We start from the raw sequence: 22,137 nt of genomic DNA, 5'->3' as shown, positions 1-22,137 counted from the left end.
GGACTGATTAATCGACTGCCTGCTCGTCATTCCTGCGGAAGCAGGAATCCAGTGCCCTTGTGTTCCGTGTTTTACAGGCGCTGGATGACCAGCTTCGCTGTTGTGAAGCGCCTCCAGCCTTCGCTGGGATGACGAGCAAAATCAGTCCATCCTTAGTAAGGAGATACGTACCTGCACGCCCTGCGCCTGCAGGTAGTGCTTCAGCGCTGGAATCGCGATCACGCCGGAGTGGAACACGCTGGCCGCCAGCGCGCCATCCACGTCGGCCTCGGCGAAGGCGTCGCGGAAGTGTTCGGGCGTGCCCGCGCCGCCGGAAGCGATCAGCGGCACCTGGCAGACCGCGCGCACCACCTCCAGCTGCGCCAGGTCGTAACCCCGGCGCACGCCATCGCTGCCCATGCAGTTGAGCACGATCTCGCCGGCGCCGCGCCGCTGCGCCTCGATCACCCAGTCCAGCGTGCGGCGCGGCAGCGCGCGCGTCTTCGACGGGTCGCCGGTGTACTGGCGCACGCGCCACTCGCCGTCGGCGTCGCGCAGCGAATCCACGCCCACCACCACGCATTGCACGCCGAACGCGGCGGCCAGTTCGTCGACCAGCTCCGGCCGTTCCAGCGCCGGCGAGTTCACCGACACCTTGTCCGCGCCGGCGTGCAGTACCGCGCGCGCCTCGTCCACCGAACGGATGCCGCCGGCCACGCAGAACGGGATGTCGATCACCCGCGCCACCTTCTCCACCCAGCCGCGGTCCACGCTGCGCCCCTCGGGGCTGGCGGTGATGTCGTAGAACACCAGCTCGTCGGCGCCTTCGTCGCGGTAGCGCAGCGCGAGATCCACGATGCCGCCCATGGCCACGTGGTCGCGGAAGCGCACGCCCTTGACCACCTGTCCATCGCGCACGTCCAGGCAGGGAATGATGCGCCGGCTCAGCATGCGAGCGCCTCCGCCACGGTGAAGCGCCCCTCGAGCAGGGCACGCCCAAGGATCACGCCGCGCGCGCCGGCCTCGCGGGCGGCACGGATGTCGTCCAGCGAACGCACGCCGCCGGACGCCTGCACCGCCAGCGCGGGCACGGTATCGGCAAGGTGCCGGTAGAGCTCGAGGTTGAAGCCGGCGAGCATGCCGTCGCGGTCGATGTCGGTGCACAACAGGTGCCGCGCACCCTGCGCGGCATACCAGGGCGCCAGTTCGTCCAGCGTGCGCGCCTCGGTTTCCGTCCAGCCCGCGCTGGGCAGGCTCCATCGCCCATCGTTGCGGCGGGTATCGAGCGCCAGCGTGAGCTGTTCGGCGCCATGCTCGCGCAGCCAGCCGGCCACGCGTTCGGGGTCGCGGATCGCCACGCTGCCCACCACCACGCGGCTGACGCCGGCATCGAACAGCCGGCGCAGGTCGGCATCCTCGCGCACGCCGCCGCCGGCCTGCACCTGCATGCCGTCTTTCGCGATGGCCTCGATCACGGCGAGGTTGTCCAGGGTGCCGGAACGCGCTCCGTCGAGATCGACCAGATGCAGCCAGCGCGCGCCGGCCTCGGCGTAGCGTTGCGCCACGGCGCGCGGATCGTCGGAATACGTGGTCTGCTGCGCGTAGTCGCCCTGCTTCAGGCGCACCACGCGGCCTTCGCGCAGGTCGATGGCGGGAATGACCGTGAACGTCATAGTTCGAGGAAGTTCTTGAGGAGCTTCGCGCCGACGGCGGCGGAACGCTCGGGGTGGAATTGCATGCCGTGGAAATTGCCGCGCGCGACCATGGCGGAAAACGCTTCGCCGTGCTCCGCGGTGGCCAGCGTCCACTCGCCCACGGGCACCGCATAGCTGTGCACGAAGTACGCCTGCTCGCCCTCGTCCAGCCCGGCCAGCAGCGGATGTTCGTGCTGCACGGAAAGTCCATTCCAGCCCATGTGCGGCACGCGCAGGCCGGGATGCTCGGCGAAGCGGCGCACCTTGGCCGGAATCAGGCCCAGGCACTCGGTATCGCCTTCCTCCGAATGCGCGCAGAGCAATTGCATGCCCAGGCAGACGCCCAGCACCGGCTGGGTCAGCGAGCGCATCAGTTCGACGAGGCCCAGCTCGCGCAGCCGCGCCATGCCCGGCCCCGCCGCGCCCACGCCGGGCAGGATCACCTTGTCGGCCGCGCGGATCGCGGCGGCGTCCGAGGTCAGCGCCGCATCCGCGCCCAGGCGCTGCAAGGCGTAGCGCACCGAACCGATGTTGGTGCCGCCCGCATCGACCAGCACCACGCTCATCAAAGCGTCCCCTTGGTGCTGGGCAACTCGTCGCCCTCGCGACGGATCGCCTGGCGCAGCGTGCGCGCCACCACCTTGAAGCAGGCCTCGACCATGTGGTGCGCGTTGTCGCCGCGCACCGCCAGGTGCAGGTTCGCGCCCAGCGTCTCGCACAGCGAACGGAAGAAGTGCGGCACCAGTTCGGTGGGCACCTCGCCCACGCGCTCGCGCGGGAAGCTGCCCTCGAACACGAAATACGGCCGGCCGGAGAGGTCCAGCCGCGCCTCCGCGGCGCTCTCGTCCATCGGCAGCACGAAACCGTAGCGGCCGATGCCGCGCTTGTCGCCCAGCGCCTGCTTCAGCGCCTGGCCCAGCGCCAGTCCGCAATCCTCGATGGTGTGGTGCTCGTCGATGTGGGTGTCGCCGTCGCAGGCCAGTTCCAGCGCGAAGCCGCCGTGCTTGCCGATCTGCTCCAGCATGTGGTCGAAGAAGCCCAGGCCGGTACGCGCCTTCGGCTCGGCGACACGGTCCAGGTCGACATGCACGCTGATGCGGGTTTCCCTGGTGTTGCGCACCACGTCGGCGATGCGCGGCGCATCCAGCACCTGGTGCGCCACCGCGTCCCAGCCGATGCCTTGCGGCCCGACCCGGAAACCGCGCACGCCCAGGTTGGCGGCGAAGCGCAGGTCGGTCTCGCGGTCGCCCACCATCGCCGAGGCGGCCCGGCTCCAGCCGTCGTCGGCGAGCCAGCCGCGCACCAAGCCTATACCCGGCTTGCGCGTATCCAGTCCCTCGTGCGGAAAGCTGCGGTCGATCAGCACCTCGCGGAAGCGGATGCCCTGCGAGGACAGAATGCGCAGCAGCAGCTCGTGCGGGCCGGCGAAATCCGCCTCGGGGAAACTCGGCGTGCCCAGCCCGTCCTGGTTCGTCACCATCACCAGCTCGTAGCCGGCGGCGACGAAGCGCTGCAGCGCGGCGATCACGCCCGGCAGCAGGGCCAGCTTTTCGTAGCTGTCGATCTGCTCGTTCGCGGGTTCCTCGATCAGGCAGCCATCGCGGTCGACGAACAGCACCCGGCGACCGCTCATGCGACGCCCCGCGCCGCCGCCGGATACGCCAGTGCCGCCAGCACCCGCTCGTTCTCCGCCGGCGTGCCCACGGTGATGCGCAAGGCATCGCCCAGGCCCGGATAACGCCGCACGTCGCGCACCACGATGCCGGCATCGCGCAATCGTTGAAATGCGGTGCCGGCATCGTCGAAGCGCACGGCCAGGAAATTCGCCTGCGACGGCAACACCGCGCGCACGCCGGGCAACCGCGCCAGCGCCGCACGCATGCGCGCGCGCTCGGCGCGCACGATGTCGACGTGCGCCCGCGCGTTCGCCTGCCCCCAGCCCGAGATCGCGAGCAGGGCCGCGTTGACGCTGGGCAGCGGCAACGGGTACGGCGGCATGATCCGGCGCAGCAGCGCGACCACGTCCGGATGCGCCAGCAGGCAGCCCACGCGCGCGCCGGCCAGCGCCCAGGCCTTGGACAGGGTGCGCAGCACGGCGAGGTTGTCGTAACGGTCGAGCAGATCGACCACGCTGCCCGCGTCGGCGAACTCCACGTAGGCCTCGTCCACCACCAGCAGCGCACGGCCGGCCAGCGCCTGCGCCAGCCGCTCGATGTCGGCGCGCGGCACCACGCTGCCCGCGGGGTTGTTCGGCGTGCAGACGAACACCAGCTTCACCGCGGGGGTGAGCGCGGCCAGCGTCGCGTCCACGTCCAGCGTGAAGTCGGGACGCAGCGGCGCCTCGATCACGCCGGCGTCCTGGATGCGCGCGCTTACCGCGTACATGCCGAAGGTGGGCGGCTGGATCAGGATCGCGTCCTGCCCGGCGCGGCAGAACGCACGCACCAGCAGGTCGATCGCCTCGTCGCTGCCGCGCCCCGCCAGCAGCTGCTCGCGACGCACCCCGTACAAGCGCGCCAGCACTTCCACCAGCGCCGTCGGCTGCGGTTCCGGATAGCGGTTGCAACCGATGCCGCCGTCGCCGGTGGGCTCCCACGAGGATTCGTTCGCGTTGAGCATCAGTTCGCCGCCGCCGGCCTCCATGCGCGCCGAGGAATACGGCTGCAGGGCGCGGATTTCCGGCCGCGCGAGATCGAGCACGTTCATGACATTGACTCCAGTTCGGCCAGCCGCAAGGTCACCGCGCGGCGATGCGCTTCCAGTTGTTCGGCGGCGGCCAGCGTGGCGGTGCACGGGCCGATGCCGCGCAGGCCATCGGCGCTGACTTCCTGCACCGTGATCTGCTTCAGGTAGCTGGCCACCGACACGCCGCTGTGGCTGCGCGCATGGCCGTAGGTGGGCAGCACGTGGTTGCTGCCGCTGCAGTAGTCGCCTACCGATTCCGGCGTCCACGCGCCCAGGAAGACCGAGCCGGCGCTCTCGATGCCGTCGAGCAGGCTGCGCGGCGCCGCCACCTGCAGGATCAGGTGCTCGGGCGCGTAGCGGTTGCTCACCTCCACCGCCTGCGCCAACGACGACACCGAGATCAGCCGGCTCTGCGCCAGCGCCTGGCGGGCGATCTCCGCGCGCGGCAACCCGGCGCATTGCCGTTCGACTTCCATCTGCGCGCGATCCAGCACGGCCGCGTATTCGCTGACCAGGATCACCTGCGAGTCCGGCCCGTGCTCGGCCTGCGACAGCAGGTCCGCGGCGACGTGCACCGGGTTGGCCTGCGCGTCCGCGATCACCAGCACTTCGGACGGCCCCGCCGGCATGTCGATGGCCGCACCGTCCGGCTCGGACGACACCTGCAGCTTGGCCTCGGTGACCCAGGCGTTGCCTGGCCCGAACAGCTTGTCGCACTTGGGCACGGACGCGGTGCCGTACGCCATCGCCGCGATCGCCTGCGCACCGCCCAGCTTGAACACCTTGTGCACGCCGGTGAGGCGCGCGGCATACAGCACCGCCGCGTCGCAGCGGCCGTCGGCGCGCGCCGGCGAGCACAGCACCACCTCGCGGCAACCGGCGATGCGCGCCGGCACGCCCAGCATCAGCGCGGTCGAAGGCAAGGGCGCACTGCCCGCCGGCACGTACAGGCCCACGCGCTGGATCGCCCGCAGCATGCGTTCGACACGCACGCCGGGCGCGGTGTCCACGCCCATGGCCTGGGGCGCGGCGGCGCGGTGGAACGCCTCGATGCGGCCGGCCGCTTCGCGGATCGCCGCCTTCAACGCGGGATCGAGCGCGGCCTCGGCGTCGACGAACTCGTCCTCCGCGACTTCCAGCCCGGCCAGCGCGCAGCGGTCGTATTTCGCGCTCAGTTCGCGCAGCGCTTCGTCGCCGCGCGCGCGGACGGCGGCGATGATGCGGGCCGTGCCTTCGCGCAGTTCCGCCGCGCGCGCCTGCGCCGGCCGCGCCAGCGCGGCGCTGCGGCCCGGTTCGTCAAGCAAATCCCAGTCGATCCATTTCATGCGTGCGGGCCCTTCATGCAAGCATCTTTTCCACCGGCAGCACGAACATCTCGCGCGCACCGGCCTTCTTGATCTCTTCCAACTGGCGCCAGCTCACCTCGCCCGCGCACAGCGCCTGCAGCATCAGCTGGTCCGGCTGGCCGGCCACCGGCAGCAGGGTCGGCTGCGGGCCGCCCGGCAGCAGCCGGGTCACCGCATCCAGCGCGGTACGCGGCGCCTGCAGCAGCAACAGGCGCGATTCGCGCACCTGGATCACGCCGTCCAGCCGCTTCAGCAGCAGCTCGACCAGGTCGCCGCGTTCGTCCGCCGGCAGCGTCTGCGGACCGGCGAGCACGGCCTCGCTCTCCAGCAGCACGTCGGCCTCGCGCAACTGGTTCGCCACCAGGGTGCCGCCGCTCTGCACCAGGTCGCAGATCGCATCCGCGGTGCCCAGCTTCGGCGCGATCTCCACCGAACCGGCCAGGGTCACCACGCCGGCCTGCACGCCGCGCTCGCGCAGCCACGCGCCCAGCAGGCCGGGATACGAGGTGGCGATGCGCTGGCCGGAAAGCTGCGCCGGCTCGCGGTAGTCGAATTCCTGCGGCACCGCGATGGAAAGCCGGCAGCGCCCGAAGCCCAGCGGCCGCCACTCGGCCAGCGGCTCGCTCTCGCTGCCGGCGGTGATGCTGAACTCGTTCAGCACGTTGCGGCCCACGATGCCCAGCTCGCACACGCCTTGCGCGATCAGCCCGGGGATGTCGTCGTCGCGCACCAGCAGCAGGTCCACCGGCTCGCCTTCGCCGAAGCAGAACAGCTTGTCGCGGCTCTGCCGGAACGTGAGGCCGCAACGCTTGAGCAGCTCCAGCGCCGGCTCGGTGAGCCGGCCGGATTTCTGCATCGCGATGCGCAAACGGTCGCGTGGCTTCATGCGCGTGCCCTCTTCGCTGCCGCGCGGCGGCGCGAAGCATGTGCGGCGGCGGCCATGTAGCCGCCATTGCCCTGATTGAGGAAGCGCGCCACCCGGCCGATCGTGGTGATGCTCACCGCGGTGCGCTCGTGGATCTCGCGGTAGGCGACGCCGTCGAGCAGGTAAGGCACCACGCGCCAGCGGTCGACCATCACCTCCAGCTCGGCCGGCGTGCACAGGTCGCGCAGGAACGCATCCATCTCGTCCACGCTCTTCAGCGACAGCAGCGCCTGGCACAGGCTGAGTTCGGCCGACTCGTCGGGCGTCTCGGGATCCAGCGATCGACGTTTCATAATGTATTAACGCGTTAGTACAGTGGTGCGCATTGTAGGGATCGTCGCCCTACTCCGCAAGCGGCTGGCACTGGACGGCGTTCAGCAGGTCGCGGCAGCCCGGTCGCCGGTCAGGCAGGCGCCCATGAAAAAACCCCGCCAAGGCGGGGTTTCGGGTGATGCGTGGTCGCTGCGGCTCAGGCCGACTTCTTCTTCGGCGCGGCCTTCTTCGCGGCCGCCGGCTTGGTCACGGTCGGCTTGGCGCCGGCCACGGCCGGCTGCGCGCCGTGCACGCGGGTGTTGCCGTAGCTGCCGCGATAGGTCTTGCCGCGGCGGGTCTTGCGATCGCCCTTGCCCATGGGAATCTCCTCGATGCGTGGTGGCCGGCCATGATAGCAGCGCCGCTGCCGGCGCCATAGCCGAGCGCCCGGCTCAGGCGTGGCCGTGGCCCTGGCAGCCCTGCGCCTGGTCCAGGCACTCCTCCGGATCGACCTGCACGGTGACGTGCCGGATCCCGAAGCGTTCGCCCAGCACGCCGTGGATCGCGCGCAGCGCCTGCGCGGCGGCGGCCGGATCGTGCAGCTCCGCGTGCAGCGTGGCCATGCGCGAACCGGAGGCGAGCTGCCAGACGTGCAGGTGGTGGATGCCGCGGATCGAGGCGTCCGCGCCGCGCAGCGCCGTCTCCACCTCGGCGCTGTCCATGCCGTCCGGCACGCCTTCCAGCAGGATGTGGGCGGAGCGGCGCAGCAGGCGCCATGCACTCACCAGGATCAGCGCCGCCACCAGCAGCGACAGCAGCGGGTCGGCCCACAGCCAGCCGAGGAACCGTATCGCCAGGGCCGCCAGCACCGCGGCCACCGAACCGAGCAGATCGCCCAGCACGTGCAGGCTTGCCCCGGCCATGTTCACGTCGTCGTGCGCATGCCCGTGCAGGCTGCGCAATACCAGCAGGTTCACCAGCAGGCCGACGATGGCCACCACCAGCATCATGCCGGACAGGATCTCGCCGGGATGCAGCAGCCGCTGGACCGCCTCCCACACCACCCAGGCCACCAGCACGAACTGGCTGAGCGCGTTGACGAAACCGACCAGCACCTCCATGCGCCCGTAGCCGTAGCTGCGCCGCGCATCGGCCGGCCGCAGCGCCATGCGTGCGCCCACGAAGGCCATCAGCAAGGCCAGCGCGTCGACCATCATGTGGCCGCCGTCGGTAAGCAGGGCCAGCGAGCCGGACCACAGGCCGCCGACCACTTCGGCCACCATGGTCAGCGTGGTCAGCACGAAGGCCAGCAGCAGCTTGCGGCCGCGCAGGCCTGCGTGCGACGAATGATCGTGGTGATCGTGATCGTGCGATTCCGCCGAATGCGGATGCCCGTGATCGTGCTGGCAGGTGGAGGTTGCGCTCATGCGTGCATGCTAGGAAGCGCGGGCGCCGTTACACAATCACCGCGCCTTGCGATTCAGTGCGCGCACTGCGGGCCATGCACGTGCGCAGGCGCGAGGCCATGCCGGCGATCGAGGTACAGGTTCACGAAATGCGCCGAGGCCACCAGCAGGCCGCCGCAGGTCACCATCACGGTGTGCACGGCGACCGAATATTCCGTCGCCCAGGTGACGCCCAGCAGCAGCAGCGCCAGCCCCGGGATGGCCAGCAGCAGCGGCAATGGCCGCCGGTGCCGGCGATAGCCGCCGATCAGGGCGAACAGCGCCAGCGTGGCGGCGAACGTCACGAAGCCGCGCTCGAACTCGTGCCCGGCCAGGAAGCCCAGGCCCAGCAGGGGCAGCACGGTCAGCACGAACGGCAGCAGCGCACAGTGGATCGCGCACAGGAACGAGGCCGTGGCCCCCACGCGGTCGGCCAGATGCCACCAGCGTACGGTTTTCGTTGCGCCATCGGCGGGCGCAGACCCCGCCGGAAGAGGGGCCAGCAGGATGCCGTCGCCTTTGGCGGGAGGTCCCATCGTGTCCATGGCTGCGATGTTACATTATAACAATTGAGCCGCGCAAGCCGGCCGCCTCGGCTGGCCGCGACGGCCTATCAGGACTTGTGGCAGCGCTTGCAGACGCCGTGCACTTCCAGCGTCTGTGCCTGGGCACGGAAACCCAGCGCCCTGGCCTGGGCCTCGATCAGTTCGGCGACCCGTTCGTCGCAGACTTCCTCGGCGCCGGAACAGACGTCGCAGATCAGGAACGGCACCTGATGCGCCTCGGCCGGGTGATGGCAGGAGACGAACGCGTTGATCGATTCCAGCTTGTGGATGAAGCCCTGCTCCAGCAGGAAATCCAGCGCGCGGTACACCGTGGGCGGCGCCGCGTTGCCGTGCCTTTCGCGCAGCTGGTCGAGCAGGTCGTAGGCCTTCACCGGCTTGACCGCGGCGGCCACCAGTTCCAGCACCTCCATGCGCAGCGGCGTCAGGCGCAGGCCGCGCTCCTCGCTGACGTGGGCCACCTCGCGCACGAAACCCTTCGCATCATGGTGATGTGAGTGGTGAACGTGCGGTTTGCCGGCGGCGTCGTGTGCCAAGGGATACTCCTCGCGGGCGATCATACATGCAGGCCCGTCAACCGGAAGATGAGGCCGCGCGGCGGCAAGTCAACGCGGCAACGGCGGCGGCGCGGCCGGTGGCCCGCCGCGCGGGCGCAGCAGCAGCACGATCCAGCCGATCGGCCCCAGCACCCAGGCCCACAACACGCCTTCCCACAGTCGCCCGCGCCACCAGCCCAGCACCGCGCCCACCGCCACGAACAGCAGGTTCCACCAGAACAGCGCGGCCCAGGGCACCATCGCCCACAGGTTGAGGAACACCTGCCAGAACGCATCCGGCGCGTCGGGATCGACGCCTTGCATGGCGCGGGCGAGCAGCTCATGCATGGCGCCCTGCCCGCCTTTGGCCTCAGCCGCGCGCCAGGCCCAGCGCGTGGTCGATGCGCCGCAGCGCCTCGTCGCGCCCGGCGAGGTAGATGGTGTGGTCGATGGACGGCGACACCTGGGTGCCGGTCATCGCCACGCGCAGCGGCTGGGCGATCTTGCCCATGCCCAGCTCCAGCCTGGTGGCCACCTGCTCGATCACGCCGTGGATCGGCTCGGGCTTCCATTCGACGGCGGCCAGCAGGCCCTTGGCGGCTTCCAGCACGGCGGCCGCGCTGTCGTTCTTCAGATGCTTGGCGACGGCCTTGTCGTCCCACTCGGCGATCGGGCCGTACCAGATCTTCGCGCGCTCGGCCATTTCCTTCAGCGTGTGCACGCGGTCGCGCAGCGCCACGATCACGTCGGCGGGCGCCGGGCCGTGCGTCGCGTCGATGCCGGCGCGCACGAGGTGCCATGCGAACTCGGGCGCCAGCGTCGCGGGATCGTCGGTCTTGAGGTAATGCTGGTTCAGCCAGTTGAGCTTCTCGGTGTCGAAACGCGAGGCGGCCTTGTTGACGTCGGCGATGTCGAACAGGCGGATCATTTCCTCGCGCGAGAAGATCTCCTGGTCGCCGTGCGACCAGCCGAGGCGCACCAGGTAATTGAGGATGGCGTGCGGCAGGTAGCCCTCCTCGCGGTACTCCATCACGCTGACCGAGTTGGTGCGCTTGGAGAGCTTCTTGCCCTCCTTGTCCAGGATCATCGGCAGGTGCGCGAACTCCGGCACCGCCGCGCCCAGCGCGTGGTAGATGTTGATCTGGCGCGGCGTGTTGTTGACATGGTCGTCGCCGCGGATCACCTCGGTGATGCCCATGTCGATGTCGTCCACCACCACGGCGAAGTTGTAGGTGGGCCAGCCGTCGGAGCGGAAGATGACGAGGTCGTCCAGCTCGGCGTTGGACCACTCCACCCGGCCCTTCACCTTGTCCTCGAACACCACCGCGCCTTCCAGCGGGTTGCGGAAGCGGATCACCCGGTTCGAGTCCTCGCGGTACGGTTCGTTGCGGTCGCGGTAGTAGCCGTTGTAGCGGGGCTTCTCGCCCTTCGCCATGGCGGCCTCGCGCATCGCCTCGATCTCCTCCTTGCTCTCGTAGGCGTAGTAGGCCTTGCCCTCGGCCAGCAGGCGGTCGGCCACTTCCTTGTAACGGGACAGGCGTTTCGTCTGGTAGACCGGCGCCTCGTCGGCGGACAGGTCCAGCCAGGCCATCGCGTCGAGGATCGCCTGCACGGCTTCGTCGGTGGAACGCTCGCGGTCGGTGTCTTCGATGCGCAACACGAATTCGCCGCCGCGCCGCCGCGCCTCCAGCCAGCAATACAGCGCGGTGCGCGCGCCGCCGATGTGCAGGAAGCCGGTGGGACTGGGGGCAAAGCGGGTGCGGACGGTCATGGGAGGCTTTGGTTGCGCGAATGAACGCGGCATTTTAGCCGATAGCGGCCAGGGCGCGGACCGGGGCATCGTCATCCCCGCGTCACGCATCCGCCACCACCGCGCAAACCTGCGAGCCGAAGCTGCGTACAGGTAAAGCGAGGACAGCCGACATGCGCATAGGCATCGTGAGCGAAACCTGGCCGCCGGAGATCAATGGCGTCGCGCTCACCGTCCACGGCCTTGCCGCCGGGCTGGCCGCGCACGGCCATGCCGTCGACGTGGTACGCCCGCGCCAGGCCCAGCAGACCGTGGCCGATCCGCAGTTCGAGACCCTGTTCACCCGTGGCGTGGCGCTGCCGCGCTACCCGGGGCTGCGCTTCGGCCTGCCCGCCGGCGACGCGATGCGCGAACGCTGGACGGAACAGCGCCCCGACGCCATCTACGTCGCCACCGAAGGCCCGCTGGGCTGGTCGGCGCTGCGTACCGCGAATGCCCTGCGCATCCCGGTCGCGACCGGCTTCCATACGCGTTTCGACAGCTACGCCAGCCACTACGGGCTGCGCTGGCTGACCCCGGTGGTGCGCAACCACCTGCGCCGCTTCCACCGCCGTGCCGTGGCCACCCTGGTGCCCACCGAGGCGCTGGCGCAGGAACTCACCTCGCTCGGCGTGGACAACGCACGCGTGCTGCGTCGTGCGGTGGACACGCAACTGTTCCACCCCGGCCGGCGCGATCCGGCACTGCGCGCGCAATGGGGTGTCGATGCGGGCACGCCGGTGATGCTGTACGTGGGCCGCATCGCCCCGGAAAAGAACCTCGACCTCGCGGTGCAGGCGTTCCGCGCCGCGCAGCGCAAGCAGCCCGCGATGCGCTATCTGTGGGTGGGCGACGGCCCGGCCCGCGCCGCGCTGCAGGCGGCGCATCCCGACTTCATCTTCGCCGGCATGCAGCGCGGCGAGGCGCTGGCGCGGCACGTCGCCAGCGCGGACCTGTTCCCGTTCCCCAGCCTCAGCGAAACCTTCGGCAACGTGATCCTGGAAGCGCTGGCCAGCGGCCTGCCGGTGGTGGCCTACCACGAGGGCGCGGCGCGCGAGCACCTGCGCGACGGCTACAACGGCTACCGGATCGCGCCCGGCTGCGAGGCCGAGTTCGTCGAGGCGACGGTGCGGCTGGCGAGCAATCCCGGCCTGCTCCGTCACATGGGCCGCCGTGCCCACGAGAGCATGGCGCGCCTGTCACCGGAACGAGTGATCCGCGAATTCGAAACCGTGCTGCGCGAACTTGCCGAGGAGCGCAACCATGAACACGACACCGTTGCCGTCCACGCCTGAACTGCCCCGCCTCGCCTTCGACCGCCGCGTCTGCGTGGCGGCAAACCGCTGGGGCACGCGCCGCGCGGTGGGAATCTTCTTCGGCACCATCAGCCGGCTCGGCGACGGCATCTTCTGGTACGCGCTGATGCTGGTGCTGGCCCTGCTGGAAGGCCTGCGCGGACTGCAGGCCGCCTCGCACATGGCCGTCACCGGCCTGGTCGCCCTGCTGCTGTACCGCGTGCTGAAGAAGTACACGCACCGGCCGCGGCCGTTCCGCGCCTGCCCGGGCGTGATCGCGCACGTGCCGCCGCTGGACGAGTTCAGCTTCCCCTCGGGCCACACCCTGCAGGCGGTGAGCTTCACCATCGTGGCGCTGGCGTGGTTTCCGCTGCTGGCGCCGCTGCTGGTGCCGTTCACCGCACTGATCGCCGCCTCGCGGGTGATCCTGGGCCTGCACTACCCCAGCGACGTGCTTGCCGCGATCGGCATCGGCGGCGCGCTCGGCACGCTCTCGCTGTGGCTGGTGCACAGCGCGACCGCCCTCGTCTGAGCAATTCCTGCGCAAGGCGTCGCGTGCGGTTTTCGCGTCAGACACTTGGCGCATCTATCCACAGGCTTTGCCCAGCTGCTTCCACTGCCGCTGTGGAAAACGCGCACCGATGCTGCGCAATATTTCGGCAACCTGTGCCAAGTGCCTGTCGGCAAAGCCGGCAAGCGCGTTTGTCCACAGCCTTGTCCAGCCCTCGTCCACACGCGCTGTGGAAAACCGGCACATGGAATGCAGCGACTGAAAAGACGATGCCGCCCGTGGGCGGCATCGTGCGATCCGGCTTCCGCAATACATCACGCCGCGCGCGGGGCCTTCATCAGCAGGCCGAGCAGGTCGGCCAGCTTGTCGCGCATCTCGCGGCGGTCGACGATCATGTCGATGGCGCCGTGCTCCAGCAGGAACTCGGCGCGCTGGAAGCCTTCGGGCAGGGTCTCGCGCACGGTCTGTTCGATCACGCGCGGGCCGGCGAAGCCGATCAGCGCCTTCGGCTCGCCGATGTTGATGTCGCCGAGCATGCCGAGGCTGGCGGAGACGCCGCCGGTGGACGGGTTGGTCAGCACGCTGATGTAGGGCACGCCGGCGTCGCGCAGCTTCGCCAGCACGGCCGAGGCCTTGGCCATCTGCATCAGCGAGTACAGGCCTTCCTGCATGCGCATGCCGCCGCTGGCTGAGAAGCAGACCAGCGCGCTGCGTTCGGCCAGCGCACGCTCGCCGGCACGGGCGAACTTCTCGCCGCCCACCGAACCCATCGAGCCGCCCACGAACGCGAACTCGAACGCGGTGGCGACCAGCGGGCGACCCTTGAGGCGGCCGCTCATCGCGATGAGGGAATCCTTCTCGCCGCTGGATTTCTGCGAGGCGACGATGCGGTCGCGGTACTTCTTGGAGTCGCGGAACTTGAGCGGATCGGTGGCCTCCATGCCCGGCCACAGCTCCTGCGTCGAACCTTCGTCCAGCAGCGCGAGCAGCCGCGAGCGCGCGCGGATCGCGTGATGGTGCCCGCACTTGGGGCAGACCATCAGGTTGCGCTCCAGCTCCGGCTTGTACAGCACCGAACCGCAGCCGGCGCACTTCTCCCACACGCCTTCCGGCACCTTGCCCTTGCCGGCGGCCGGGGCGGAGGTTCGCGTCCGCGGGGTCATGATTTTCTGCAGCCAGTTCATAGCGACGCCTCTGGTGAAGCACGCATTCTAGCCGAGAACCCCACACCGCTCCGGACGCGCGCGTGTGGAGCCACGCGCCATGCGCCAGACGGGCGACCGCCGGGCGCGTCGCGCTTTCAGGCCGCGAAGTGCCCGGCGAGGTCCGTCAACATGCCGGGACCGTGCGGCTCCCATCCCAGATGCTGCCGCGTCCACGTGCCGGACGCCGCGAGGTCGACGCCCGCGAACATCGCCACCCAGCCGAAATGGGCCGCTGCCTCGTCGGCAGGCAAGGAAACCGCCGGCACCTTCAGGCCCTGGCCGATGACCTGCGCGATGTCGCGCAATGCCACGCCTTCCTCGGCCACCGCATGGTAGCGGGCGCCGGATTCCCGCCGTTCCAGCGCCAGCCGGTAGAGCCGCGCGGCATCGAGTACATGCACCGCCGAAAAGCGGTTGTGCCCCTCGTCCACCCAGGCGGACACGCCCTTCTCGCGCGCCAGCGCAATCAGATAGCTGACGAGGCCATGCCGGTTCACGTCGTGCACCTGCGGCAGGCGCATCACCGATACGTTGACGCCGCTTGCGGCCACCGCCGCGGCGGCCAGTTCCGAGAGCTTCCGGGGATTGGGCCCCTCGGCGTCGAACGCGTCCTCGGTGGCAAGCTGGCCAGGCACGGCCTGGCCCATGCCGACGCCGGATGTGACGATGAGCGGATGGTCGGTTCCCACGAGCGCGGCGCCGAGCGCCTCGATGGCGCGCTGGTCCTTTTCGCAGTTGGCCGCGAAGTTGGCGAAATCGTGGTCGAAGGCGCAATGGATCACGCCCTCCGCCCTGGCCGCACCACGACGCAGGCTGTCCGGGTTTTCGAGGTCGCCGCGATGCACCTCGGCGCCTGCCGCCGCCAATGCCTGTGCGCCGGCACCCGACCTCGTCAGTCCGAGCACCTGATGCCCGGCGCGGAGAAGCTCCGCGACGATGGCCGAGCCGATGAAACCGGTGGCGCCAGTAACGAATACGCGCATGGAACGACCCTCTGCCGTGGATGGATGGGCCGCTACTATCTGCACCACCAATCTGCCGATGAAGCCGTGACGTCATACGGGTATGAGCACTAACAGGAAACCGCCATCGATCTTGGAGCCCAATCCGCTGGGGGCCTACCTCAAGGCCCGGCGCACGAAGCTCGATCCGGCTGCCCTCGGCCTGCCGCTGGAGCGGCGCCGCACGCCCGGGCTGCGGCGCGAGGAAGTGGCGCAGCGCGCCCACGTCAGCGTGACCTGGTATACGTGGCTGGAACAGGGCCGCGGCGGCGCTCCCTCGCCCGACGCGCTGGAGCGCATCGCAGTTGCCTTGCAACTCGAAGGGGTCGAGCGCGAGCACCTGTTCCTGCTCGCCCTGGGGCATCTGCCGGAAGCCCGTTTCCAGCCGGCCGGCGACGTCGCGCCCCGCTTGCAACGCGTGCTGGACGCGCTGGAATGCAGCCCGGCGATGATCAAGACCACCACCTGGGACGTGGTGGCATGGAACCGCGCCGCGGCCGCAGTCCTTTCGGACTACGGCAAGCTCGCGCCCGACCAGCGCAACGTGTTGCGCATGCTGTTCCGCGATCCGCGCGTACGCGCGGCGCAACACGACTGGGAAAGCGTGGCGCGCTCCGCCGTGGCGGTGTTCCGTGCCGACATGATGCGCACGGGCGCGGGCGCATCGGAAAACGTGCGCGCCCTGATCGACGAACTCGAACGGCACAGCCCCGAATTCGCGGCCATGTGGCGCGACAGCGACGTGGGCCACTTCGGCGGGGGCCGCAAGCTGTTCACCCATCCGCAGGCGGGCGAAATCGCGCTGGAATACTCGTCCTTCTCGGTGGACGGCCGACCCGACCTCGGCATGGTGGTGTACAACCCGGCCACGCCGGCGGACGCGACCAGGGTGCTCGAACTGATCCGCGCGCGGGAAAGCCGCTGACGAACGCGGCTCAGCGTGCGTCGAGCGCTTCCCGCACCGGCCGCAGGAATGCCGCCACGCGCGCGGCGATCTCCTCCGCCGAAGCCGCTCCCGCCAGGCGCTCCACCAGCGCGCTGCCGATCACCACCGCATCGGCGAAGCCGGCGATGGCCTTCGCGCTTTCCGCATCGCGCACGCCGAAGCCCACGGCCACCGGCGCCTTCGCATGCGCGCGCAGGTCCGCCACGCGCGCGGCGATGTCCGTGGTGCTCAAGCGCGCGGCGCCGGTGATGCCGGCGAACGACACGTAGTAGAGGAAACCCTCGGCCGCCTCGCACAGCTTTTCCAGGCGCGCGGGCGCCGTGGTGGGCGCGGCAAGCAGGATCTGCCTGAGGCCCGCCTCGCGCAGCGGCGCCAGCACGGCCGACTCTTCCAGCGGGCAATCCACCAGCAGCACGCCGTCCACGCCGGCCTGCACGGCTTCGGCGGCGAAACGCGCATAGCCATGGATCTCGATGGGGTTCAGGTAGCCCATCAGCACCACCGGCGTGTCCTTGTCGCGCTGGCGGAACCCGGCCACCCAGCCGAGCACGCCGGCCAGCCCCACGCCCTTGGCGATGGCGCGCTCGCTGGCGTGCTGGATCACCGGGCCGTCGGCCATCGGATCGGAGAACGGCACGCCCAGTTCGATCAGGTCGGCACCGGACTCGACCAGCGCATGCATCAGCGCCACCGCGTGCTCGGGCGAAGGATCGCCCGCGGTGACGAAGGGGATCAGGCCGGTGCGGCCGGCGGCCTTGAGCGCGGCGAAGCGGCGGTCGATGCGCTGGGCGCCGGGACTCGGAATGCGGGATACGGGATTCGACATGATGCGTTTACTCGAAGGGGACGCGGACGACTGACGACAAGCAGGCGAACGCGATCGGCCTGCGCGCAACGCATGCATGGCGGGATCGCGCGTGGCTGCCGAATCCCGAATCCTGCCTCACGAATCCCGTGCTCATACCTGCACTCCTTCGCGTGCGGCGATGGTGTGCACGTCCTTGTCGCCGCGGCCGGAGAGGTTGCACAGCACGATGCCGTCCGGCGGGTACTCGCGCGCCAGCTTGATCGCCTGCGCCACCGCGTGGCTGGATTCCAGCGCGGCGAGGATGCCCTCGGTGCGCGCCAGCAGGTGGAAGGCCGCCAATGCCTCGTCGTCGGTCACGCCCACGTATTCGGCGCGACCGGCGTCCTTCAGGAACGCATGCTCGGGACCCACGCCCGGATAGTCGAGGCCGGCCGACACCGAATGCGTCTCAGTGATCTGGCCGTCGTCGTCGCACAGCACGTAGGTGCGGTTGCCGTGCAGCACGCCGGGCCGGCCCGCCGCCAGCGATGCCGCGTGACGGCCGGTGGCGATGCCCTCGCCGGCCGCCTCGGCGCCCACGATGCGCACGTCGCGGTCATTGAGGAAGGCGTGGAACAGGCCGATCGCATTGGAGCCGCCGCCCACGCAGGCGGTGAGCACGTCGGGCAGCCGGCCGTACTGCTCCAGCAGTTGCGCGCGGGCCTCGCGACCGACGATGGCGTTGAAGTCGCGCACCATCAGCGGGTACGGGTGCGGACCGGCCACGGTGCCGATGATGTAGAAGGTGTCGGCCACGTTGGTGACCCAGTCGCGCATGGCCTCGTTCAGCGCGTCCTTCAGCGTCTTCGAGCCCGAGGTCACCGGCACCACCTCGGCGCCGAGCAGTTTCATGCGGTAGACGTTGATCTTCTGCCGCTCGATGTCGGTGGCGCCCATGTAGACCACGCACTTCAGGCCCAGCCGCGCCGCCACCGTGGCGCTGGCCACGCCGTGCTGGCCGGCGCCGGTCTCGGCGATGATGCGGGTCTTGCCCATGTGCCGCGCCACCAGCGCCTGACCCACGGTGTTGTTGATCTTGTGCGCGCCGGTGTGGTTCAGGTCCTCGCGCTTGAGCAGGATACGTGCGCCGCCCACGTGCTTCGTCAGCCGCTCCGCGAAATAGACCGGGCTGGGCCGGCCCACGTAATGCGTGAGGTCGCGGTCCAGTTCGGCGACGAAGGCCGGATCCTTGCGCAGGCGCAGGTAGGCCTCGGTCAGCTCGGCCAGCGGCGCCATCAGGGTCTCGGCGACGAAGCTGCCGCCGAACTGGCCGAAGCGACCCTGGGCATCGGGAAAAGCGTGGAAATCCCGGATCTCGGGCATGGCGGCTCCAACGGAAGCAACGGCGACAGGCTCACACCATAGCGCCTCGGTATCGCATGAAAAAGCGAAAAGATCGCAGCCACACTTGAGCTAGACTCACAGCATGTCGGATCGCGACCTGCCCTCGCTGAATGCTTTGCGCGCCTTCGAGGCCGCCGCGCGGCTGGGCAGCATGAGTCTCGCCGCGCAGGAGCTGCATGTGACCCACGGCGCCGTGAGCCGCCAGGTGCGCGCGCTGGAGGAAGCCCTGGGCCAGCCGCTGTTCGCCCGCCAGGGTCGCGGCGTCGCGCTCACCGCGACCGGGCAGCAGTTGCGCGAGCAATGCAGCGCCGCGTTCGGGCAATTGCGCGAAGGCTGGCTGCAACTGAAGCGGCAACGCGGCGGCACAGCCTTCGTGCTCGGTTGCTCGGGCAGCGTGCTGGCGCGCTGGATGATCCCGCGGCTGGAACGCCTGCGCCACGACCTGCCCTCGCTGACCCTGCACCTGGCCGTGCAGGAGGAGCCGGTCGTCGATCATCTGGCCGATGTGGACGCTGCCCTGCTGCTGGCGGCGCCGCCCTGGCCCGCCGGCTGGCAGGTGCACGAACTGGCGCCGGAACGCATCGGCCCGGTGCTCAGCCCGCGCTATCCCGGCGCCGACCGCCTGCGCGAACAGCCGGCCGCCGCGCTGTGCGACGAACCGCTGCTGCACACCGCCTCGCGCCCGCAAGCCTGGCCGGAGTGGGCCCGGGCGATGGACCTGCCGCCCGAATCGCTGCAGCAGGCGCAAGCCCTGCCCCATCTCTACTTCCTGCTCGAAGCCGCCGCGGCCGGATTGGGCGTGGCCATCGCACCACAACCACTGGTGGCCGACGACCTCGCCAGCGGACGTTTACTGGCGCCCTGGGGCTTCCGCGAAACTTCCGCGCGCTGGGCACTGGTCTCGGCGCACCGCGTGGACGATGCGCGCCTCGCCGCGCTGGCCGACTGGCTGCGCGGCGAGCTGGTCGAGGCGTGATCGATATCCCCGCCTGGGATGGTCTGAGTTTGCCCGTCATTCCTGCGAAGGCTGGAGGCATTTCACGGCAGTGAAGCCGGTCATCCAGTGCCTGCAGGCCACCGAACACCAAGGCACTGGATTCCTGCCTTCGCAGGAATGACGAGCGAGCAGACCTTCCCCAAGGGGCGCAACGCATGTCGCCGCGTTCGACTACAGCCCTCCGGACCCGTGCTCAGATCCGGCTTCCACACGCGTCAGCGGCGCGCACCGCCGCGATGAAATCCCGCAGCTTGTCGGCGTCCTTGATCCCCGGCGCCGACTCCACGCCACTGGCCACGTCCACCGCCCAGGGCCGCGCGACGCGGATCGCCTCGGCGACGTTGCCGGCATGCAGGCCACCGGCCAGCACCAGCGGTTGCGCCAGGTCCTTCGGCATCAGCGACCAGTCGAACGCCTTGCCGCTGCCGCCCGCCTCGCCCAGACCATGGCCGTCCAGCAGCAGCGCGGCGGCGCGCGGATGCTCGCGCAGGCGCCGCAACGCGGCGGCGCCCTCGCCCATCGCGATGGCCTTGAGGTAGCGGCGGCCGAACTGCGCGCACCATTCGTCGGACTCGTCGCCGTGGAACTGCAGCAGGTCCGGCGCGACGGTGGCGATGACTTCCTCCACCAGCGCCGGCGTGTCGTCCATGAACAGCGCCACCGTGCCCACGAACGGCGGCAGCGCGCGCACGATGGTCTGCGCCTGCGCCACGGAAACGCGTCGCCGGCTGCGCGCGGTGAACACCAGGCCGATCGCGTCGGCGCCGAGTTGCGCGGCCAGCAACGCATCCTCGACGCGGGTCATGCCACAGCACTTGATGCGCGTCATGGCTGGCTCACCTCGGCCGGCAGGCCCCAGTGCGCTTCGTAGCGCGGCCCGATGAAGGTCAGCCCCGACGACGGCGCGGTAGGCCCGGCCACCTCGCGGTCGCGCCCGGCCAGCAGTTCGCCGATCCATGCGACGGGCTGCTCGCCGCGGCCCACCGGCAGCAGCGAGCCGACGATGTTGCGCACCATGTGGTGCAGGAAGGCGTTCGCCTCGATCTCCACGATCACCTGCTCGCCCACGCGCTGCACGCCCACCGCCAGCACGCAGCGACGCGGATGCGCGGCCTGGCAGGAGATCGCGCGGAATGCGGAGAAATCGTGCTCGCCGAGCAGCGCCTGTGCGGCCTCGTGCATGCGCGCGGCGTCCAGCGGCTGGCGCTCCCAGCTCACGTAGCGCGCATCCAGTGCCGCGCGCACTGGCCGATTGAGGATGGTGTAGCGGTAGCGCCGGCTGCGCGCGGAGAAGCGCGCGTGGAAATCCTCCGCCACTGGCTGCGCCCACAGCACGGCCACGCTGGGCGGCAGGTTGGAGGTGGCGCCCAGCAGCCAGCCGCGCATCTCGCGTTCCACCGGCGCATCGAAATGCACCACCTGGCAACGGCCATGCACGCCGGCATCGGTACGGCCCGAGCAGGTCACCGCGACCGGCTGCGCCGCCACCTTCGACAAGGCCTCTTCCACCGCGCCCTGCACCGTGCTGCCGTGGCTGAGGCGCTGCCAGCCGAGGAAGTCGGTGCCGTCGTATTCGATGCCCAGGGCGATGCGCATGGATGCTGCTGTCGATTCAAAGCGATGAGCGTAGCAGGCCGCAACGAAAACGGGCCGGCATGGCCGGCCCGTTCGGAGTCCGCGCACGCCGGGCTCTGCTCAGTGCAGGTCCTCGATCATGCGCTTGGCCACGTCGCGCTGCATCTGGCTGCCCTCGTGCAGCACCTCTTCCAGCATGGCGCGGGCGCCCTCGGCGTCGCCCATGTCCAGGTAGGCACGGGCCAGGTCGAGCTTGGTGTCCACCGGATCGTCGCTGAAGTCGCGCGGCTCGATGTCGTGCCCATTCGGCTGGATCTGCACTTCCGGTTCCTCGAAGTGCCAGCTGGACGCCGCTTCGTGCGGCGTGGCCGCATCCTCGTCCGCCAGGTGGTGCACCGGGGCCTGCTGCGCCGCGGCCGTGTTGCCCTCTTCGGCCCGCTTCTGTGCCGGCGAGAGGTCGAAGTTGAAGTTGTACTCGCTCACCGTCACCGGATTGGCGGGCAGCGGCGGCGGCGCGGGCGCAGGCGTCGCGACCGCAGCGGTGGCGACGGGCTCGGCGGCGTAGCGGTCGATGTCGAAACCGTGGTGCGCTTCCAGCTCGTCGGCCGACAGGCCGCCATGCGCGGCGAACAGCGGGTGGCCCGGCACCAGGTCTTCGCCCATGTGCAGCACTTCCTGCCACTCTTCCTGGCGCGGATCGGTGACGTGGGCGTGCATGGCTTCCGCCGCCGCCTCGAAATGCTCCACGTCGCGACGGCCGTAATACAGGCTCACCAGTTCCAGGTGCAGGCCGATGTCGTCGGGGTGTTCGGCCAGCTGGTCCAGCAGCAGGTTCTGGTCGTCGTCGCCGTCGGCCGGCGCGCCACCGCCGAAACGGTCGGCCAGCGACGGCGCCAGCTTCGGCGCCTGCGCGGCGGCGGGCTTCGCCTTGCGGCGGCCAAGCAGCGCGCCGAGCAACAGCAACACGACGACCGCGCCGCCCAGCGCCTGCACCCAGAGCTGGCTGTACCAGGGCTCCTCGGGGGCCGGCGCGGCCGGCTTGATCGCAGTCGGCTTGACCGGCGTGGTGCGGACCTGCGCGGCAGCCGGTGCCGGCTGACTGGTCGCGGCGGCGGTCGCTGCGCCGGCCGGGCCGGCCTCCGGTTTCGCCGAGCTCGCCGCGGTCGCGACAGCCGGGTTGGCGGCCGGCACCGAGGCGGCGC

Annotated in this window: 25 protein-coding genes; 4 read left to right on the top strand and 21 right to left on the bottom strand. The window is 70.2% G+C overall.

What is annotated here, in order from left to right; translation table 11 throughout:
* Positions 1-141: 141 nt before the first annotated feature.
* The 14 genes from hisF to gltX form a co-directional block, all read right to left on the bottom strand.
* Positions 142-930: an imidazole glycerol phosphate synthase subunit HisF gene (hisF, locus tag PCA_RS06760; protein ID WP_181301838.1), complete on the bottom strand. Its 789-nt coding sequence runs from the start codon at positions 928-930 to the stop codon at positions 142-144.
* A complete protein-coding gene (gene hisA, locus PCA_RS06755) occupies positions 924-1,652 on the bottom strand; it encodes a 1-(5-phosphoribosyl)-5-[(5-phosphoribosylamino)methylideneamino]imidazole-4-carboxamide isomerase (RefSeq protein WP_181301837.1) in 729 nt (242 codons plus the stop codon). Before hisA ends, hisF begins: the two co-directional genes overlap by 7 nt.
* Positions 1,649-2,239: an imidazole glycerol phosphate synthase subunit HisH gene (gene hisH / locus PCA_RS06750; protein WP_181301836.1), complete on the bottom strand. Its 591-nt coding sequence runs from the start codon at positions 2,237-2,239 to the stop codon at positions 1,649-1,651. The genes hisA and hisH overlap by 4 nt, the downstream gene beginning before the upstream one ends.
* Positions 2,239-3,306 (bottom strand): bifunctional histidinol-phosphatase/imidazoleglycerol-phosphate dehydratase HisB, encoded by a 1,068-nt coding sequence (gene hisB / locus PCA_RS06745; RefSeq protein ID WP_181301835.1) that lies wholly within the window; start codon positions 3,304-3,306, stop codon positions 2,239-2,241. Before hisB ends, hisH begins: the two co-directional genes overlap by 1 nt.
* Positions 3,303-4,379 carry a histidinol-phosphate transaminase gene (hisC, locus tag PCA_RS06740; RefSeq protein ID WP_181301834.1) on the bottom strand — a complete coding sequence of 359 codons (1,077 nt, stop codon included), beginning with the start codon at positions 4,377-4,379 and terminating at the stop codon, positions 3,303-3,305. Before hisC ends, hisB begins: the two co-directional genes overlap by 4 nt.
* Positions 4,376-5,683 carry a histidinol dehydrogenase gene (hisD, locus tag PCA_RS06735; RefSeq protein ID WP_181301833.1) on the bottom strand — a complete coding sequence of 436 codons (1,308 nt, stop codon included), beginning with the start codon at positions 5,681-5,683 and terminating at the stop codon, positions 4,376-4,378. Before hisD ends, hisC begins: the two co-directional genes overlap by 4 nt.
* A 13-nt stretch (positions 5,684-5,696) precedes the next feature.
* Complete coding sequence (hisG, locus tag PCA_RS06730; RefSeq protein WP_181301832.1) at positions 5,697-6,590, bottom strand: ATP phosphoribosyltransferase; 894 nt, start codon at positions 6,588-6,590, stop codon at positions 5,697-5,699.
* Positions 6,587-6,922: a YerC/YecD family TrpR-related protein gene (locus PCA_RS06725; protein ID WP_181301831.1), complete on the bottom strand. Its 336-nt coding sequence runs from the start codon at positions 6,920-6,922 to the stop codon at positions 6,587-6,589. Before PCA_RS06725 ends, hisG begins: the two co-directional genes overlap by 4 nt.
* A 176-nt stretch (positions 6,923-7,098) precedes the next feature.
* On the bottom strand, positions 7,099-7,260 hold the full coding sequence (locus PCA_RS06720) for a 30S ribosomal protein THX (RefSeq protein WP_181301830.1): 162 nt from the start codon (positions 7,258-7,260) through the stop codon (positions 7,099-7,101).
* A 73-nt stretch (positions 7,261-7,333) separates the two neighbouring features.
* Positions 7,334-8,308 (bottom strand): cation diffusion facilitator family transporter, encoded by a 975-nt coding sequence (locus PCA_RS06715; RefSeq protein ID WP_181301829.1) that lies wholly within the window; start codon positions 8,306-8,308, stop codon positions 7,334-7,336.
* Positions 8,309-8,361: 53 nt separating this feature from the next.
* Positions 8,362-8,871 (bottom strand): MerC domain-containing protein, encoded by a 510-nt coding sequence (locus PCA_RS06710; RefSeq protein WP_343204423.1) that lies wholly within the window; start codon positions 8,869-8,871, stop codon positions 8,362-8,364.
* Between the two features lie 68 nt (positions 8,872-8,939).
* Positions 8,940-9,449 carry a transcriptional repressor gene (locus PCA_RS06705; protein WP_181301828.1) on the bottom strand — a complete coding sequence of 170 codons (510 nt, stop codon included), beginning with the start codon at positions 9,447-9,449 and terminating at the stop codon, positions 8,940-8,942.
* 45 nt (positions 9,450-9,494) lie between these two features.
* Positions 9,495-9,773 carry a hypothetical protein gene (locus tag PCA_RS06700; protein WP_181301827.1) on the bottom strand — a complete coding sequence of 93 codons (279 nt, stop codon included), beginning with the start codon at positions 9,771-9,773 and terminating at the stop codon, positions 9,495-9,497.
* 22 nt (positions 9,774-9,795) lie between these two features.
* Positions 9,796-11,196: a glutamate--tRNA ligase gene (gene gltX, locus PCA_RS06695; RefSeq protein WP_181301826.1), complete on the bottom strand. Its 1,401-nt coding sequence runs from the start codon at positions 11,194-11,196 to the stop codon at positions 9,796-9,798.
* A 152-nt stretch (positions 11,197-11,348) separates the two neighbouring features.
* Here gltX and PCA_RS06690 point away from each other — a divergent pair, with 152 nt between their 5' ends.
* Together PCA_RS06690 and PCA_RS06685 are read left to right on the top strand one after the other, a co-directional pair.
* Complete coding sequence (locus tag PCA_RS06690; RefSeq protein WP_181301825.1) at positions 11,349-12,509, top strand: glycosyltransferase family 1 protein; 1,161 nt, start codon at positions 11,349-11,351, stop codon at positions 12,507-12,509.
* Positions 12,478-13,041, top strand: a complete 564-nt coding sequence (locus PCA_RS06685) for a phosphatase PAP2 family protein (protein ID WP_181301824.1) — start codon at positions 12,478-12,480, stop codon at positions 13,039-13,041. The genes PCA_RS06690 and PCA_RS06685 overlap by 32 nt, the downstream gene beginning before the upstream one ends.
* A gap of 293 nt (positions 13,042-13,334) precedes the next feature.
* On the opposite strand, the gene accD is transcribed toward PCA_RS06685, so the two are convergent.
* Both accD and PCA_RS06675 read right to left on the bottom strand, forming a co-directional pair.
* Positions 13,335-14,204: an acetyl-CoA carboxylase, carboxyltransferase subunit beta gene (gene accD, locus PCA_RS06680; RefSeq protein WP_181301823.1), complete on the bottom strand. Its 870-nt coding sequence runs from the start codon at positions 14,202-14,204 to the stop codon at positions 13,335-13,337.
* Positions 14,205-14,320: 116 nt separating this feature from the next.
* Positions 14,321-15,208: an SDR family oxidoreductase gene (locus tag PCA_RS06675; RefSeq protein ID WP_181301822.1), complete on the bottom strand. Its 888-nt coding sequence runs from the start codon at positions 15,206-15,208 to the stop codon at positions 14,321-14,323.
* A gap of 112 nt (positions 15,209-15,320) precedes the next feature.
* Between PCA_RS06675 and PCA_RS06670 the strand changes: the two genes are divergently transcribed.
* A complete protein-coding gene (locus PCA_RS06670) occupies positions 15,321-16,151 on the top strand; it encodes a helix-turn-helix transcriptional regulator (RefSeq protein WP_343204422.1) in 831 nt (276 codons plus the stop codon).
* A 10-nt stretch (positions 16,152-16,161) separates the two neighbouring features.
* Here PCA_RS06670 and trpA read toward each other — a convergent pair whose 3' ends face one another.
* Together trpA and trpB are read right to left on the bottom strand one after the other, a co-directional pair.
* Complete coding sequence (gene trpA / locus PCA_RS06665; RefSeq protein WP_181301820.1) at positions 16,162-16,998, bottom strand: tryptophan synthase subunit alpha; 837 nt, start codon at positions 16,996-16,998, stop codon at positions 16,162-16,164.
* Between the two features lie 132 nt (positions 16,999-17,130).
* Positions 17,131-18,342, bottom strand: a complete 1,212-nt coding sequence (gene trpB / locus PCA_RS06660; RefSeq protein ID WP_181301819.1) for a tryptophan synthase subunit beta — start codon at positions 18,340-18,342, stop codon at positions 17,131-17,133.
* A gap of 103 nt (positions 18,343-18,445) precedes the next feature.
* Between trpB and PCA_RS06655 the strand changes: the two genes are divergently transcribed.
* Positions 18,446-19,339, top strand: coding sequence for a LysR family transcriptional regulator (locus tag PCA_RS06655; RefSeq protein ID WP_181301818.1), 894 nt, complete (start codon positions 18,446-18,448; stop codon positions 19,337-19,339).
* Positions 19,340-19,553: 214 nt separating this feature from the next.
* Here the strand turns inward: PCA_RS06655 and PCA_RS06650 are convergent, their stop codons facing one another.
* From PCA_RS06650 to PCA_RS06640, 3 genes are all read right to left on the bottom strand, one after another.
* Positions 19,554-20,189 (bottom strand): phosphoribosylanthranilate isomerase, encoded by a 636-nt coding sequence (locus tag PCA_RS06650; RefSeq protein ID WP_181301817.1) that lies wholly within the window; start codon positions 20,187-20,189, stop codon positions 19,554-19,556.
* Positions 20,186-20,956, bottom strand: a complete 771-nt coding sequence (gene truA, locus PCA_RS06645; protein WP_181301816.1) for a tRNA pseudouridine(38-40) synthase TruA — start codon at positions 20,954-20,956, stop codon at positions 20,186-20,188. The genes PCA_RS06650 and truA overlap by 4 nt, the downstream gene beginning before the upstream one ends.
* 99 nt (positions 20,957-21,055) lie before the next feature.
* Positions 21,056-22,137: FimV/HubP family polar landmark protein (locus tag PCA_RS06640; RefSeq protein WP_304624778.1), on the bottom strand; the 1,082-nt coding region annotated here is incomplete at its 5' end.

This window comes from Rhodanobacter sp. PCA2 (assembly GCF_013620825.1).
GTDB lineage: Bacteria > Pseudomonadota > Gammaproteobacteria > Xanthomonadales > Rhodanobacteraceae > Rhodanobacter_A.
Note: the sequence above shows the minus strand (reverse complement) of the source record. Positions and strands in the feature narration are given on the sequence as shown.

Excerpts from the sequence above, each read along its gene's own strand:
- PCA_RS06700 (WP_181301827.1), bottom strand. The coding sequence starts at position 9,773 with ATGCATGAGCTGCTCGCCCGCGCCATGCAAGGCGTCGATCCCGACGCG.
- hisB (WP_181301835.1), bottom strand. The coding sequence starts at position 3,306 with ATGAGCGGTCGCCGGGTGCTGTTCGTCGACCGCGATGGCTGCCTGATC.
- PCA_RS06685 (WP_181301824.1), top strand. The coding sequence starts at position 12,478 with ATGAACACGACACCGTTGCCGTCCACGCCTGAACTGCCCCGCCTCGCC.
- trpA (WP_181301820.1), bottom strand. The coding sequence starts at position 16,998 with ATGTCGAATCCCGTATCCCGCATTCCGAGTCCCGGCGCCCAGCGCATC.
- PCA_RS06675 (WP_181301822.1), bottom strand. The coding sequence starts at position 15,208 with ATGCGCGTATTCGTTACTGGCGCCACCGGTTTCATCGGCTCGGCCATC.
- hisD (WP_181301833.1), bottom strand. The coding sequence starts at position 5,683 with ATGAAATGGATCGACTGGGATTTGCTTGACGAACCGGGCCGCAGCGCC.
- accD (WP_181301823.1), bottom strand. The coding sequence starts at position 14,204 with ATGAACTGGCTGCAGAAAATCATGACCCCGCGGACGCGAACCTCCGCC.
- PCA_RS06710 (WP_343204423.1), bottom strand. The coding sequence starts at position 8,871 with ATGGACACGATGGGACCTCCCGCCAAAGGCGACGGCATCCTGCTGGCC.
- PCA_RS06690 (WP_181301825.1), top strand. The coding sequence starts at position 11,349 with ATGCGCATAGGCATCGTGAGCGAAACCTGGCCGCCGGAGATCAATGGC.
- PCA_RS06715 (WP_181301829.1), bottom strand. The coding sequence starts at position 8,308 with ATGAGCGCAACCTCCACCTGCCAGCACGATCACGGGCATCCGCATTCG.
- trpB (WP_181301819.1), bottom strand. The coding sequence starts at position 18,342 with ATGCCCGAGATCCGGGATTTCCACGCTTTTCCCGATGCCCAGGGTCGC.
- hisG (WP_181301832.1), bottom strand. The coding sequence starts at position 6,590 with ATGAAGCCACGCGACCGTTTGCGCATCGCGATGCAGAAATCCGGCCGG.
- PCA_RS06725 (WP_181301831.1), bottom strand. The coding sequence starts at position 6,922 with ATGAAACGTCGATCGCTGGATCCCGAGACGCCCGACGAGTCGGCCGAA.
- PCA_RS06720 (WP_181301830.1), bottom strand. The coding sequence starts at position 7,260 with ATGGGCAAGGGCGATCGCAAGACCCGCCGCGGCAAGACCTATCGCGGC.
- hisH (WP_181301836.1), bottom strand. The coding sequence starts at position 2,239 with ATGAGCGTGGTGCTGGTCGATGCGGGCGGCACCAACATCGGTTCGGTG.
- truA (WP_181301816.1), bottom strand. The coding sequence starts at position 20,956 with ATGCGCATCGCCCTGGGCATCGAATACGACGGCACCGACTTCCTCGGC.
- gltX (WP_181301826.1), bottom strand. The coding sequence starts at position 11,196 with ATGACCGTCCGCACCCGCTTTGCCCCCAGTCCCACCGGCTTCCTGCAC.
- PCA_RS06655 (WP_181301818.1), top strand. The coding sequence starts at position 18,446 with ATGTCGGATCGCGACCTGCCCTCGCTGAATGCTTTGCGCGCCTTCGAG.
- hisF (WP_181301838.1), bottom strand. The coding sequence starts at position 930 with ATGCTGAGCCGGCGCATCATTCCCTGCCTGGACGTGCGCGATGGACAG.
- hisA (WP_181301837.1), bottom strand. The coding sequence starts at position 1,652 with ATGACGTTCACGGTCATTCCCGCCATCGACCTGCGCGAAGGCCGCGTG.
- PCA_RS06705 (WP_181301828.1), bottom strand. The coding sequence starts at position 9,449 with ATGATCGCCCGCGAGGAGTATCCCTTGGCACACGACGCCGCCGGCAAA.
- PCA_RS06650 (WP_181301817.1), bottom strand. The coding sequence starts at position 20,189 with ATGACGCGCATCAAGTGCTGTGGCATGACCCGCGTCGAGGATGCGTTG.
- hisC (WP_181301834.1), bottom strand. The coding sequence starts at position 4,379 with ATGAACGTGCTCGATCTCGCGCGGCCGGAAATCCGCGCCCTGCAGCCG.